Origin of the sequence: Planococcus sp. ISL-109, assembly GCF_018613655.1 — a bacterium.
GTDB lineage: Bacteria > Bacillota > Bacilli > Bacillales_A > Planococcaceae > Planococcus.
The window spans coordinates 25256-37994 of sequence record NZ_JAGGPW010000020.1; the positions used below are offsets into that span (position 1 = coordinate 25256).

The following is a 12739-nucleotide window of genomic DNA, read 5'->3' on the forward strand; positions in this document are numbered from 1 at the left end:
ACCACCTTGTTATTTTTTCTTCCAATCCTGCCAGGGAGCTTATTCTGATTTTGCGAATGTGTGTTTGAATTCGTTGATTGCAGTACCGAATTCTTCGTCAGATGGCAATCCCTTAGTTGTACGGATGGTATCCAAAACGCTTGTGTGGTGGGTATCCAGCCAGCTAAACAATTCAGCTTCGAAACGAGTAATATCTTGTACAGGAATATCGTCGAGGAATCCGCGAGTCAATGAGTAGAAGATAACTACTTGTTTTTCAACTTTAATCGGGTTGTTCAAGTCCTGCTTGAGAACTTCAACAGTACGTTTCCCGCGCTCGAGTTTTGCAGCTGTTGCTGGATCGAGGTCAGAACCGAACTGGGAGAAGGACTCCAATTCGCGGAAAGCTGCCAAGTCAAGGCGCAAAGTACCCGCTACTTTCTTCATCGCTTTGATCTGTGCTGAACCACCTACACGAGATACAGACAGGCCAGCGTTGATCGCTGGGCGAACACCGGCGAAGAAAAGATCCGATTGAAGGAAGATCTGGCCATCCGTAATCGAGATTACGTTTGTCGGAATATATGCAGAGATATCGCCTGCTTGCGTTTCAACGAACGGCAATGCAGTGATCGACCCTGAACCAAGTGTTTCGTTCAGCTTCGCTGCGCGCTCAAGAAGGCGTGAGTGAAGGTAGAAAACGTCACCTGGGTAAGCTTCACGGCCTGGAGGACGACGAAGCAAGAGTGAAAGTTCACGGTAAGCAGATGCTTGTTTTGTTAAATCATCATAGACGATCAAAACGTGCTTGCCATCGAACATGAAATCTTCAGCCATAGTGATACCTGCATAAGGAGCCAAGTATAGAAGTGGAGCTGGCTGTGAAGCAGATGCCGTTACGACGATTGTGTAATCGAGCGCACCGTTTTTACGGAACGTCTCAACAACGTTACGGACAGTCGACTCTTTTTGGCCGATTGCCACGTAAATGCAGATCATGTCTTGGTCACCTTGGTTCAAGATTGTATCGATTGCGACAGAAGTTTTACCCGTCTGACGGTCACCGATGATCAATTCGCGCTGTCCGCGGCCGATCGGCACAAGTGCATCGATCGCTTTGATGCCAGTTTGAAGCGGTTCATGGACGGATTTACGTGCCATTACGCCTTGTGCTGGGCTTTCAATTGGACGGGATTTAGTCGTGTTGATTGGTCCTAGACCATCAACCGGCTGTCCCAGTGGATTTACTACGCGACCGATAAGTTCTGGTCCTACCGGTACTTCCATAATACGGCCAGTTCGACGTACTTCATCGCCTTCTTTGATGTCTGAGAATGGCCCAAGGATGATGATACCAACATTGTTGGCTTCCAAGTTTTGTGCCATACCCATTACACCAGTGGAGAATTCTACAAGCTCTCCAGCCATGATGTTGTCGAGGCCATGAGCGCGAGCGATACCGTCACCAATCGTGATGACTGTACCGACTTCGTCAACTTTCATCTCTGATTGATAGTTTTCAATCTGTTGCTTAATCAGATTGCTGATTTCTTCAGCTTTGATGCTCATGTATGTCACCCTCTCATAATTTCATAAATTAGCCGATCAATTGACGCTGCAAGCGGGCAAGTTTTGTGCTGATGCTGCTGTCATAGATGCGGTTACCGATTTGAAAGCGCAATCCACCGATTAGTGATGGATCGATTACGTTTTCAATTCGTAATGATTTCTTGCCGATGCTTTTCGCGAATGCAGTGGAAAGTGCCTCTGTCTCTTCTTCTGTCAATGGACGAGTCGAGTAGACTTTAGCATCTTCAATTCCCTGTTCTACGTTTGAAAGTTGGATATATGCCTGTGTCAGATCGCCGACTTCATTCATGCGTTTGCGCTCTGCCATCAATTGAAGCGTGTTGATCAAGTAAGGATTAGCCCCTTGGAACACTTCATTGATCAGGTTTGTGCGTTTTTCAGATGAAAGTTTCGGGGAAACGATCAATTGGTAAAGTTCAGGAGTCATTTCGAAAACCTTACGGACTTCACGAAGATCCTGCTCGATTTCCAAGCTTACGTTATGTTCTTTCGCGATTTGGAATAATGCCGATGCGTAGCGCTCAGCGACTTGGCTCATTGCACTTCGCCTGCCTTCGCAATCGTTTCGTTAATCAACTGACGGTTGTCTTCCTCAGAGATTTCCTTTTCCAACACTTTCGTAGCTGCTAGCAAGGACAACGCCACAACTTCTTCACGCACTGCTGCGATTGCTTTTTCGCGCTCGTTGGAAATTTCTGCCACTGTCTGTTCTTTCATGCGCGCAGACTCAGAACGAGCTGTCGTAACGATTTCCTCACGAGAAACTTCGCCTTGTTTCTTAGCATTTTCAACGATTTCCTGCGCTTGGTTGCGGGCATCCTTCAAAAGGGTACGCTGCTCATCAAGCATTTGCTGTGACTCTTGACGGCTTTTTTCAGCAGTTTCGATTTCACTTGCAACGAGATCTTCACGCTGCTGCATAATGCCCATCAATGGACCCCAAGCAAATTTTTTCAACAAAGCCATCAAAAGCAAGAAGATGACCAAAGTTGCGATGATGTCTCCAATATTTAAAAACTCCCCGGTTGCACCGAGTACGAGGTGATCAAAAGACACGATTGTTTCACTCCCTTCAAGAGCCTAAAATACTTTTTCTACTATTAATATATATTTCTTAAAATCATTTAGATGTGCTGTCGAATTCCCAAATGCATCATACAAGCATAAATGGCGAAAAACATGCCGAAGCATTCCCGCCATTTAGCTTATTGTATAAAGTGCTGAAGACTACTGGTTCATAACGATGAACGCGATAACTACAGCAATGATCGGCACTGCCTCAACTAGCGCTACACCGATGAACATTGTTGTTTGAAGAACCCCGCGAGCTTCTGGCTGGCGAGCGATACCTTCAACTGTTTTTGAAACGATAAGTCCGTTACCGATACCTGCACCTAGTGCTGCCAAACCTACTGCGATTGCTGCTGCTAATAAACCTAATGAACCTGTCATTGTAATGTGTCCTCCTCAGGATAGTTGTTTTTTTGTTTGCTCGATGAGCAGTTTATACTCAATGGTCTTCGCTGACTTTATGCGATAGATAAACCATCGTTAACATAACGAAAATGAACGCCTGGATAGTCCCGATAAAGATCGAGAAGCCTTGCCATGCCATCATCGGCAAGATTGCACTTGCAAATCCTAAGATGCTTGCTCCGGCGAGACCTGCCAACAAACTAAGCAAGATCTCCCCTGCGTAAACATTACCGTAAAGACGCAGACCGAGTGTCAACGTATTTGCGAATTCTTCAATGATTTTGAGCGGGAAGAGGAACGGCATCGGTTTCAAGAAATCCGAGCTATAGCCTTTCAAGCCCTTCAGTTTAAGTCCATAATAATGGCTCAAAAGAATGATCATTGCAGCCAAGGTCATTGTCACGGTCGGATCGGCTGTTGGAGATTTCCACCATACGTCGCCATTGACAATTATAGAAAATGGAAGCCCGAGCATGTTCGAGACAAAAATGAACATGATCAGCGTAATTCCAAGCACATGGAATCGCCCGCCATCTTTCCAATCCATGTTGCTTTTAATGATTCCTTTCACGAAGTCCATAATCCATTCCATGAAGTTCTGCATGCCAGTCGGCTTCAGTTTCATGTTTCGTGTGGCAATGAACGCGATAAGGAAAACGATAAGAGCGGCTACAAGCAGCATCATAACGTTCGACAAGTTGAACCATATCCCGAACAGTTGATACATAGGAGCGCCATGATCCACGATAATTTCACCTCTCTTTCAGCTTTCTTTAATGGTGTTTCATGTGATGAACGATCCGCTCCACCAAAAGGAGACCATAGGGGATCATCAACCCGATTACCGTACTGATCAAGTGAATGTGCTCAGCGAACAAAATGGCCATCGCCACAGCCGCAACACCTGATGCAAATCGTAATGCCGTTCCAAGCGAACGAACCCTCGAGCCTTCTGCTACCGCCCGGTCAAATTTTTCCATCCGACGAACCAAGATCCACATATTGTAAATGCCGAACAGAGACCCGATGATGAGGCCAGCGAACACTTCCGGATATGGAGTAAATCCCCATCCGATCACGAACGCTGCGAGGATGAAATACATCAGCCTCTTCAGTCTATTATAGATCTCTCTAAGTCCATCCATTTTCTACATGTCTCCTGAATCGAATTTTCGCACGGTTTGAAGCATCGCCCAAACACCGGCACTAAGACCGACTAGCAGGCAGATGATCAAAAAAAGCGGGGCGGTTCCGAATTGCTCATCAAGCCACATTCCTGCAAAGACTCCGATAAGAACGGACCCGACAAGTTGTGAGAGAATGGCAGAATAAATCGCCATCGCTTGTAAGGGACTTTTTTTCGGGTGCATGATAAACCCCTCGAAATTCATAATGATTTGACATTGAACTCTTCAACAGAGTAGTCGCATCAGGCTTTCAAAAGCACATCCATTATGTATGAAAACCTTCTCATGCAGACCCTTTGTAAGCATACAATAGGGTCAAAATCATGTCAATTGCATGTAGTGAAAAACTTCACAAGCCAAAATCCACCGACATACGATCGACAAATTTATAACAAGAAAAGCGAAAGCGGCCGTTTTGCCTCGACAGGCGTAAGACGAGTTCCCGAAGCGGCGCCCTTTGCCGCACAGGGAAATTGGCTTACGACCCGAGAGGCAGGCCGCTGACGCTAGACACCAAGAAAAGCGAAAGTGCATTGCTGAAACTCGCCTTACAGCTCTTCGAAGTACTTATGCAATGCTTTCACAATCCGCTGAGAAGCTTTGCCGTCGCCGTATGGGTTCGATGCTTTCGACATCGCTTCATAGACAGTTGGATCCGTCAGCAACTCTTTCCCTAGACGATAGATTGTTTCCTCATCAGTGCCGGCAAGTTTCAATGTGCCGGCGTCGATGCCTTCCGGGCGCTCTGTCGTATCACGCAGCACCAAGACAGGCTTCCCGAGAGAAGGCGCTTCTTCCTGCACGCCGCCTGAGTCGGTCAAGATGAAATAGGATTGGGCCGCAAAGTTATGAAAATCCAATACTTCGAGCGGTTCGATCAAGTGAATACGCGGGTCACGGCCAAGCACTTCATCAGCAACTACCCGCACAGCCGGATTCATGTGGACCGGATAGACGACTTGAATATCATCGTGTTCTTCGGTCAAACGCTTGATGGCACGGAACATATTGCGCATCGGTTCGCCCAAATTTTCGCGGCGGTGCGCGGTCAAAAGAATCATTCGGTCGCTGCCGATCTTATCAAGTACCGGGTGAGTGTAATTATCCCGCACCGTTGTCTGCAACGCATCGATCGCAGTATTCCCAGTAATGTAAATCGTTTCTTCTTTTTTGTTTTCATTAAGCAAATTCTGTGCAGACTTTTCAGTCGGCGCAAAATGGATGTCCGCCATGACACCGGTCAGTTGACGGTTCATCTCTTCTGGAAAAGGAGAATACTTATTGTGGGTGCGAAGTCCAGCTTCGACGTGGCCAATTGCAATTTGGTTATACAAAGCAGCTAAACTTGCGGCGAATGTTGTCGTCGTATCTCCATGAACCAATACGATATCCGGCTTCGCCTCTTTCATCACTTCGTCCAGTCCTTGCATAGCACGCACAGTCACATCGCTCAATGTCTGCCGGTCTTTCATGATGTCCAAATCGAAATCAGGGGTGATGCCAAATGTATCCAGAACTTGATCAAGCATTTGGCGATGCTGTGCTGTGACCGTTACAAGCGGTTCGATCGTTTCAGGATGCTTTTGCAGTTCCAGGACAAGAGGCGCCATTTTAATCGCTTCTGGACGCGTACCGAAAATCGTCATCACTTTCCATTTTTTCGTCACTATTGATTCCCCGCTTTCTTATTTTGTTCCGAACAAGCGATCTCCGGCATCGCCGAGACCTGGCACGATATAGCCTTTTTCGTTCAGTTTCTCATCAAGCGCTGCAATATAGATATCTACATCCGGATGTGCTTTTTGCAAAGCTTCGACTCCTTCTGGCGCTGCGATGATGCACATGAACTTGATTCTGGTCGCTCCACGCTTTTTCAGTGAGTTGACGGCTTCAATCGCAGAACCGCCTGTTGCAAGCATCGGATCGACAACGATCAATTCGCGTTCGGAAACATCTGAAGGCATTTTGAAGTAATACTCCACTGGCAGTAAAGTTTCAGGGTCGCGGTACAAACCGATATGGCCAACTTTAGCAGCCGGAATCAATTTCAAGACACCATCAACCATTCCGATGCCCGCACGCAAGATCGGCACGATGCCGAGCTTTTTCCCAGCGAGGACTTTTGATTTGGCGACTTGCACCGGTGTTTCCACATCGATTTCCTGAAGCGGCAGTTCGCGCGTAATTTCAAATGCCATCAAGGTTGAAATCTCATCAACCAATTCACGGAATTCTTTTGTTCCAGTTGATTTGTCGCGGATGTACGTCAGTTTATGCTGAATCAGCGGATGATCAAAAACGAATACTTTTCCCACAGTATATCTCTCCTTTATTCATACATTTTCCTAAACAGTATAACAGAAAATCATGTCAGCGAGAGCTCACCCCTAGCATTGGCACAATTCAGTCATCTTTTAGGCAAAATAAAAAACCGAAGCTGAATGCTCCGGTTATAATAAATGCGCTTCATCGATCGGCATCGGGCGGTGGAACAAAAAGCCTTGGGCAACGGTGCAGCCCATTTCGAGCAATTGGGTGCGATCCATTTCTGTTTCGACCCCTTCTGCTACAGCGCGCAGCCCTAGGTTATCCGCCAGCTGAATAATGGTCCGGATGACAGCACGCGTTCCCCGCTCATCTATATTAGAAATGAATGAACGATCTATCTTGATTTCTTCCACAGGCAACTTCTGCAAATAGCTGAGCGACGAATAGCCGGTACCGAAATCATCAATGGAAGTTGCGAAGCCATATTTTTTCAATTGCGCAAAGACAGTGCCGGCTGTATCGATATCGACCACACCGATACGTTCTGTAATTTCGAGTTGAATCCATTTCGGGGAAATGCCCAAGTTGGTCGTTTCATCAACGAGATATGGAACGAATGAATGATGGAAGAAATGGTCTGCCGATATATTAATCGCTACTTGGCGCAAGGGCATACCCTGGTCTTGCCGCTTTTTCAGCCAGGACAAAACTTGTTCGATTACATGCTGTTCGAGTTGCCGGATCTTCCCGTTCTTCTCCGCTGCCGGGATGAAAATGGCAGGTGAAATATCGCCAAGATCTGGTGACTTCCAACGCGCGAGAGCTTCAAAGCCCAGTATTTCGCGGCTTTCGAGCGCGACTTTCGGCTGCAGGTACACGCTGATCTCTTTGCGCTTGAGCGCTACAGTCAGTGCATTGGCTACGCGGAGGTCGCGCATCATGGCTTCATCTTGCTCGTTCTCGAAATAAAAGATCGATTCCCCGATACGCTCTTTTGCTTTCGATAAAGCGCTATCGGCACAGCGGATCAGCTCCTCCGCATTTTGCTGCGCGGGGGTGACGATGGCTACACCGACTTTAATCGTCAAGAACAAATCCATCTCGTTGATCGTCATCGGTTCACGTAGGCTGCTTAAAATATGTTCAAGGTATTCAGGAGCATCCGTTAAAGGAATCGTACTATAGAATGCCAGCCTTGAATCGGAAAAGCGCGCGACCAGCTTTTCCCCTGGGCCTCCTGCCAATACGAGCCTGCGGCCAAGTTCGCGGCTCAAATCATTGCCTGCGCGATGTCCGTATTGATCGCTGATTTTGAGAAACTCATCAGCCGAGAGAAAAGCTACAAACCCTTCCTTGCCTTGCTTTAACAACTCATTGAGTTCTGTCCGGAAATAATGGCGATTCGGCAAGCCCGATTCTTCGTCAATATAAGCGAGACGCAAAACTTCTTCTTGCTGACGGGAAAACTTCACCGCCAAGGCAGCAATCGAAGCGATTTCTTCCATAAACGATAAATCATTTTCCTTCGGCGTATACGGTGTTGGGAAATAAATCCCAAAAGATCCGATTGCTTCGTCTTTGCCATTAAAAATCGGCATAGACCAAATTGCTTTTATATTAAACTGGGCTAACATATCTTGTCGTTCTTTTAAAAAGTCACTTTCGTATACGTCTGCTACGATTACCGGCTTTTGATGAAGATAAGCTGCTCCGCATGGGCTGGCATCCGCATCTACCGGCAAGCCACGCATGCTTTCAATAAATTCTTCAGGCATCGACTTCGCCGCAGCTACCTGGAAGCATTTCGCCTCGTCCACTAACAACGCTGTGCACCGTGCACCATCAAGGAAAAATGATTCTGCCGCTTCACAAATATTTTGCAGCAACATACCGAGCATATGCCCTTTTTCAATGCCTTTATATGTTTCCTTTTGCAGTTCGATCAAAGTTTCAGCCCGTTTTCGGTCGCTAATATCCCGCTGAAGCATCAACGTGTACCGCAGCGACCTTTCAGGAAATAACAGCGGCTGAACCGTTATTTCATTCCAGAATGGCGTGCCGTCTTTCCGGTAATTGACGATTTCAAAAATACCGGGCTTGTCTATTGCCGTCGCTTCACGGATTTGGCTGCCGATACCCGAATCTGTCTTAGTCCCATGGAGAAATTTACCATTTTCCCCGATGACTTCTTCTTCGATATAGCCGGTCATCTCAAAAAACGCATCGTTCGCATATGCAATCGGGTGGTCGGGAACTTCCGGATTCACAACGACAAAACTCGTATGGAATTCGATTCCGAGACGGCGCAGCCAGTCTATAATCACTTTTCGGTCTTCTTGGATTTCAAATTGATGCATACGCGTCCCTCCCGATTTTTAAGTTTATGTATGGAAAAAAAGCCGCCAAGCAAGGGGCGGCTTTATTCACTTCTATATTCATCTGAACCGCGCTTATTTATACAAAGGCAGACTTGCTGTTAACTTCGCCGTCCGCTCTGCCGCTTCCTTTTTCACAGCTTCATCTTCTGGATTTTTCAACAGAAGTGCCATAATCGATGCGATTTCTTTCATTTCTTGTTCTTTAAAACCGCGTGATGTGACCGCTGCTGTTCCAAGACGGATGCCTGATGTGACAAACGGGCTTTCCGGATCAAATGGAATGGTGTTTTTGTTTGTTGTAATACCGACTTCATCCAACACATGCTCTGCCACTTTGCCTGTCAAGTTCAGCGAACGAAGATCGAGCAGCAACAAGTGATTGTCGGTACCGCCAGAAACGATGTTGACTCCTTCTGCGGTCAAGCTCTCTGCTAAGACATCTGCATTTTTCACGACTTGGTCGATGTAATCCTTGAATTCCGGCTTTTGTGCTTCGCCGAACGCGATCGCTTTCGCTGCGATGACGTGCATCAACGGGCCGCCCTGGATTCCCGGGAAAATGGTTTTGTCAATTTTCTTCGCAAATTCTTCCTTGCAAAGAATCAAGCCGCCACGTGGGCCGCGCAATGTTTTATGGGTAGTGGAAGTAACAAAATGGGCATGAGGCACTGGGTTCGGGTGAGCACCAGTGGCGACAAGTCCTGCGATATGCGCCATGTCGACCATAAGGAGAGCGCCGACTTCATCTGCGACTTCACGGAATTTCGCGAAATCCAACGTGCGTGAATATGCGCTCGCGCCGGCAACGATCATCTTCGGCTTGTGCTCAAGAGCTGCTTGCCGCATCGCTTCATAGTCAAGCAATTGCGTGTCTTTATCGACACCGTACTCGACGAAGTTGTATTGCATGCCGCTGAAATTAACTTTGCTGCCGTGCGTCAAATGGCCCCCGTGATTGAGGTTCATGCCAAGAACTGTATCGCCTTGTTCGAGCATCGCCGTATAAACAGCCATATTCGCCTGTGAACCGGAATGCGGCTGAACGTTTGCATGTTCTGCGCCAAAAATTTCTTTCAAGCGATCGCGTGCAATGTTTTCGACTACATCCACAAATTCACATCCACCGTAATAGCGTTTGCCTGGATAGCCTTCTGCGTATTTATTGGTCAACACGGAACCTTGTGCATCCATAACTGCTTGGGATACAAAGTTTTCCGATGCAATCAATTCAATATTCGCTTCTTGGCGTTCTTTTTCGGCGTTCATCGCTTCATATACTGCCTGATCCTGTGCCTTAATTAATTCCATCTGTCTTTCCCTCCCGTGATTGAAGTACATGGCGTTCATAGCTGGCCCGTACCCCGCCGATCATTCTCGGCCGGGTCGTCGCACTTGATACGATCGCTTCCCCTACTAGTTTAACAGAAGTTCGCACCGGAACGGCGACTCTTTTTAAATGCATGCCGATCATTGTCTGCCCGATATCCACTCCGGCGTGGGCGGCAATTTCTTCGACGACGACCGGATCACTCATATTCATAAAGGCGTAAGTACTCATCGAACCTCCGGCTTTAACTACTGGAATGACCCATACCGGCTCTAAGCCGTACTTCTCTGCAGCTGCCCGCTCAATCGTGAGCGCACGGTTAATATGCTCACAGCCTTGGAACGCCAAAAACAAACCGTGGCGCTCTGCAAAAGCCCGCAGCGGCTCGAACAAACTTTCTGCTATATCAAGGCCGCCGCCCGTACCGATCCGCTGTCCAGCAATTTCAGAAGTCGAGCAGCCTACAACAAACAATTGCCCTTCTTTGAATGCAATCTGCTGCTCCAATTCATTCAGAATTTCTTCAAGCTGCAGTTGCCACAAGGTTTGCATGCTTACCCCTCCTTATTTTTCGAGTTCGGTAATCTTTTTGACACGCTTTTCGTGGCGCCCGCCTTCAAATTCGGTCGTCAGCCACGTTTGAGCGATTTCCCTCGCCAGTCCAGGACCTATCACACGCTCGCCCATCGCTAAAATGTTCGAATCGTTGTGCTCGCGGGTTGCCCGTGCGCTGAATACATCGTGAACCAATGCGCAACGGATGCCTTTTACTTTGTTTGCGGAAATCGACATGCCGATTCCCGTACCGCAAATCAAGATGCCTTTATCGTATTCTCCGGTTGCGACACCTTCTGCTACCTGTTTTGCATAATCCGGATAATCGACAGAATCATCTGTCTGAGGCCCGAAATCCTTGTATTCAATGCCTAGTTCATTCAATAAATTGACGATTTCTTTGCGCAAATTATTGCCGCCATGGTCTGATGAAATTGCTATCTTCATGAGTAACCCTCTTTCCATTATCTTTTTGCGGCTAAATACATCCTAAATCCACCGCTTTTATTTAATTCTAACATTTCCGAACAGTTCCATGTTACTTCCTAGTGCGTATTTTCCGCAACAGGATTTTCGCTCTTTTCCAAAACAAAGTTTATGCGCCTTGCTTTACAAAAAAAGCCGACCCGAAGCGCATGTGTTTATGCCCGGGTTCAGCTTTCCACCATTAGGCAGTGCCCGTTTGCTGGAACAGCTTATCAATCAACTGCTCTAGTTCTTTAAATGTTCTCCGGTAATCGCTCAAGGAGCCGCCGAACGGATCGCTAATATCCCCCGTTGTTCCATCCGCAAATTCTTTTACCGTATGCAGCTTGGCCGCCACTTCCGGATAATCTTGCATGAGCATCATTTTGTGGGAATAAGTCATCGTCAAAATAAGCTCGGCCCATTCCACATCTCGCGGATTCAGCGGCTTTGAAGTATGGTCAAATTCAATGGACTGTTCGTTGAGCACTTCGCGCGCATTCGCCGAAAGCGGTGCTTCCCCAGCGAAAATACCTGCCGAGCGCGCTTCCATCCCCTCGATCTTGCGTGCATGTACAATCGCCTCAGCCATCGGACTGCGGCACGTATTTCCCGTGCAGACGAATAAAATCTTCATCCAATCCCCCCTCATCTACGATTCGGTATCCACATCTTGCTCTGTCTTTGTGCTGCACAGAATGATGCACTTCTGGCTCTTATTATACCTCATCCCTGACAGTTGATGCATTGATGTGGATTATACTGATATGTCTGGAACACATGGGGAGTTAGACGGAGTTTTGGTGCGGAAAGTTTCAGTGGGGCGTGTTCAGCATCTCCAACTATCAGCTGCACTGCTTGGGTTGGCCACTCGCAATCCAGTAGATTTTTAATGAAATAAGTGAGTGTTAAAATCTAGAATTTGTGTGCGGAAAGTTTAAGCGGTTTGTTTTAAAGATCATCTAGATATTCGCCGCCTTGCTTTGGGTAGGCCTCTTACAGCAAGCCAAGAAGAACACTTGCCTCACTGTATCGGCTCACCCGTGAGCGCAAGGCGGCTGTTAGACTTCGTTAAGATGAACATCTGAAATTCATGTGTGCTTCTATAGCTTTCTTCCACTGGTGGGGAAATCGCTTCCTCAGTTGAGCGTCCTGAACAGAAAACTGACTTAGCTCGTTCAGTGGATGTTGAAAACTTTTTTCGAATCTCCAATTAGTCAGAAGAAATATGCTGCATCGATTGTGGCAATAGAGCGATATCTTCCACTACTTACTAGTTTGAGAGAATGAAGAAACGATCCATCTATCTAAACCTAGAGGCGAAGCGGAAGGGGCCGACGCCTGGGGGACCGCGCGGGACTGGCGAAACAATGGGGCGCGCCCTTTGCGACCCTTGGTTCGACGCCCGCCCATACCTGTCAACTTAAGAAATTCCCGCGGATTTTTCGCGGGAATTTCGAAGTGGTTTAGGTTTGGTTTTGTGTGGAACTGGCAATAGAAATAATTAAGAACGC

General features: G+C 47.2%; 14 protein-coding genes. All 14 read right to left on the reverse strand.

Going from position 1 to position 12739, the window contains the following annotated elements:
* Nucleotides 1-39: 39 nt before the first annotated feature.
* Nucleotides 40-1548: a F0F1 ATP synthase subunit alpha gene (gene atpA, locus J7E21_RS13585; RefSeq protein WP_215108655.1), complete on the reverse strand. Its 1509-nt coding sequence runs from the start codon at nt 1546-1548 to the stop codon at nt 40-42.
* A 28-nt stretch (nt 1549-1576) separates the two neighbouring features.
* Nucleotides 1577-2107, reverse strand: a complete 531-nt coding sequence (locus tag J7E21_RS13590) for a F0F1 ATP synthase subunit delta (protein ID WP_215108657.1) — start codon at nt 2105-2107, stop codon at nt 1577-1579.
* A complete protein-coding gene (gene atpF, locus J7E21_RS13595) occupies nt 2104-2625 on the reverse strand; it encodes a F0F1 ATP synthase subunit B (RefSeq protein ID WP_215108660.1) in 522 nt (173 codons plus the stop codon). Before atpF ends, J7E21_RS13590 begins: the two co-directional genes overlap by 4 nt.
* Before the next feature lie 171 nt (nt 2626-2796).
* The gene (gene atpE / locus J7E21_RS13600) at nt 2797-3021 is read right to left on the reverse strand and encodes a F0F1 ATP synthase subunit C (protein ID WP_215108662.1); all 225 of its coding nucleotides are present in this window, start codon (nt 3019-3021) and stop codon (nt 2797-2799) included.
* A gap of 58 nt (nt 3022-3079) precedes the next feature.
* Nucleotides 3080-3790 carry a F0F1 ATP synthase subunit A gene (atpB, locus tag J7E21_RS13605; protein ID WP_215108664.1) on the reverse strand — a complete coding sequence of 237 codons (711 nt, stop codon included), beginning with the start codon at nt 3788-3790 and terminating at the stop codon, nt 3080-3082.
* 28 nt (nt 3791-3818) lie between these two features.
* A complete protein-coding gene (locus J7E21_RS13610) occupies nt 3819-4190 on the reverse strand; it encodes an ATP synthase subunit I (RefSeq protein WP_215108666.1) in 372 nt (123 codons plus the stop codon).
* 3 nt (nt 4191-4193) lie between these two features.
* Nucleotides 4194-4415, reverse strand: a complete 222-nt coding sequence (locus tag J7E21_RS13615; protein ID WP_215108668.1) for an AtpZ/AtpI family protein — start codon at nt 4413-4415, stop codon at nt 4194-4196.
* A 365-nt stretch (nt 4416-4780) separates the two neighbouring features.
* Nucleotides 4781-5899 carry a non-hydrolyzing UDP-N-acetylglucosamine 2-epimerase gene (wecB, locus tag J7E21_RS13620; protein ID WP_353047793.1) on the reverse strand — a complete coding sequence of 373 codons (1119 nt, stop codon included), beginning with the start codon at nt 5897-5899 and terminating at the stop codon, nt 4781-4783.
* Nucleotides 5900-5917: 18 nt separating this feature from the next.
* Nucleotides 5918-6547, reverse strand: a complete 630-nt coding sequence (upp, locus tag J7E21_RS13625; protein ID WP_215108669.1) for a uracil phosphoribosyltransferase — start codon at nt 6545-6547, stop codon at nt 5918-5920.
* Between the two features lie 135 nt (nt 6548-6682).
* Complete coding sequence (locus tag J7E21_RS13630) at nt 6683-8857, reverse strand: bifunctional diguanylate cyclase/phosphodiesterase (protein ID WP_215108671.1); 2175 nt, start codon at nt 8855-8857, stop codon at nt 6683-6685.
* Between the two features lie 93 nt (nt 8858-8950).
* Nucleotides 8951-10186 carry a serine hydroxymethyltransferase gene (gene glyA, locus J7E21_RS13635; protein WP_215108673.1) on the reverse strand — a complete coding sequence of 412 codons (1236 nt, stop codon included), beginning with the start codon at nt 10184-10186 and terminating at the stop codon, nt 8951-8953.
* Nucleotides 10173-10757 (reverse strand): TIGR01440 family protein, encoded by a 585-nt coding sequence (locus J7E21_RS13640; RefSeq protein ID WP_215108674.1) that lies wholly within the window; start codon nt 10755-10757, stop codon nt 10173-10175. The genes glyA and J7E21_RS13640 overlap by 14 nt, the downstream gene beginning before the upstream one ends.
* 12 nt (nt 10758-10769) lie before the next feature.
* Nucleotides 10770-11207, reverse strand: coding sequence for a ribose 5-phosphate isomerase B (gene rpiB, locus J7E21_RS13645; protein WP_215108676.1), 438 nt, complete (start codon nt 11205-11207; stop codon nt 10770-10772).
* A gap of 220 nt (nt 11208-11427) precedes the next feature.
* Nucleotides 11428-11862, reverse strand: coding sequence for a low molecular weight protein arginine phosphatase (locus J7E21_RS13650; protein ID WP_215108678.1), 435 nt, complete (start codon nt 11860-11862; stop codon nt 11428-11430).
* Nucleotides 11863-12739: the final 877 nt, after the last annotated feature.

Coding starts and splice junctions, on each gene's coding strand:
- atpE (WP_215108662.1), bottom strand. CDS start 3,021: ATGACAGGTTCATTAGGTTTATTAGCAGCAGCAATCGCAGTAGGTTTG.
- atpA (WP_215108655.1), bottom strand. CDS start 1,548: ATGAGCATCAAAGCTGAAGAAATCAGCAATCTGATTAAGCAACAGATT.
- rpiB (WP_215108676.1), bottom strand. CDS start 11,207: ATGAAGATAGCAATTTCATCAGACCATGGCGGCAATAATTTGCGCAAA.
- J7E21_RS13590 (WP_215108657.1), bottom strand. CDS start 2,107: ATGAGCCAAGTCGCTGAGCGCTACGCATCGGCATTATTCCAAATCGCG.
- J7E21_RS13630 (WP_215108671.1), bottom strand. CDS start 8,857: ATGCATCAATTTGAAATCCAAGAAGACCGAAAAGTGATTATAGACTGG.
- J7E21_RS13650 (WP_215108678.1), bottom strand. CDS start 11,862: ATGAAGATTTTATTCGTCTGCACGGGAAATACGTGCCGCAGTCCGATG.
- glyA (WP_215108673.1), bottom strand. CDS start 10,186: ATGGAATTAATTAAGGCACAGGATCAGGCAGTATATGAAGCGATGAAC.
- J7E21_RS13640 (WP_215108674.1), bottom strand. CDS start 10,757: ATGCAAACCTTGTGGCAACTGCAGCTTGAAGAAATTCTGAATGAATTG.
- J7E21_RS13615 (WP_215108668.1), bottom strand. CDS start 4,415: ATGCACCCGAAAAAAAGTCCCTTACAAGCGATGGCGATTTATTCTGCC.
- J7E21_RS13610 (WP_215108666.1), bottom strand. CDS start 4,190: ATGGATGGACTTAGAGAGATCTATAATAGACTGAAGAGGCTGATGTAT.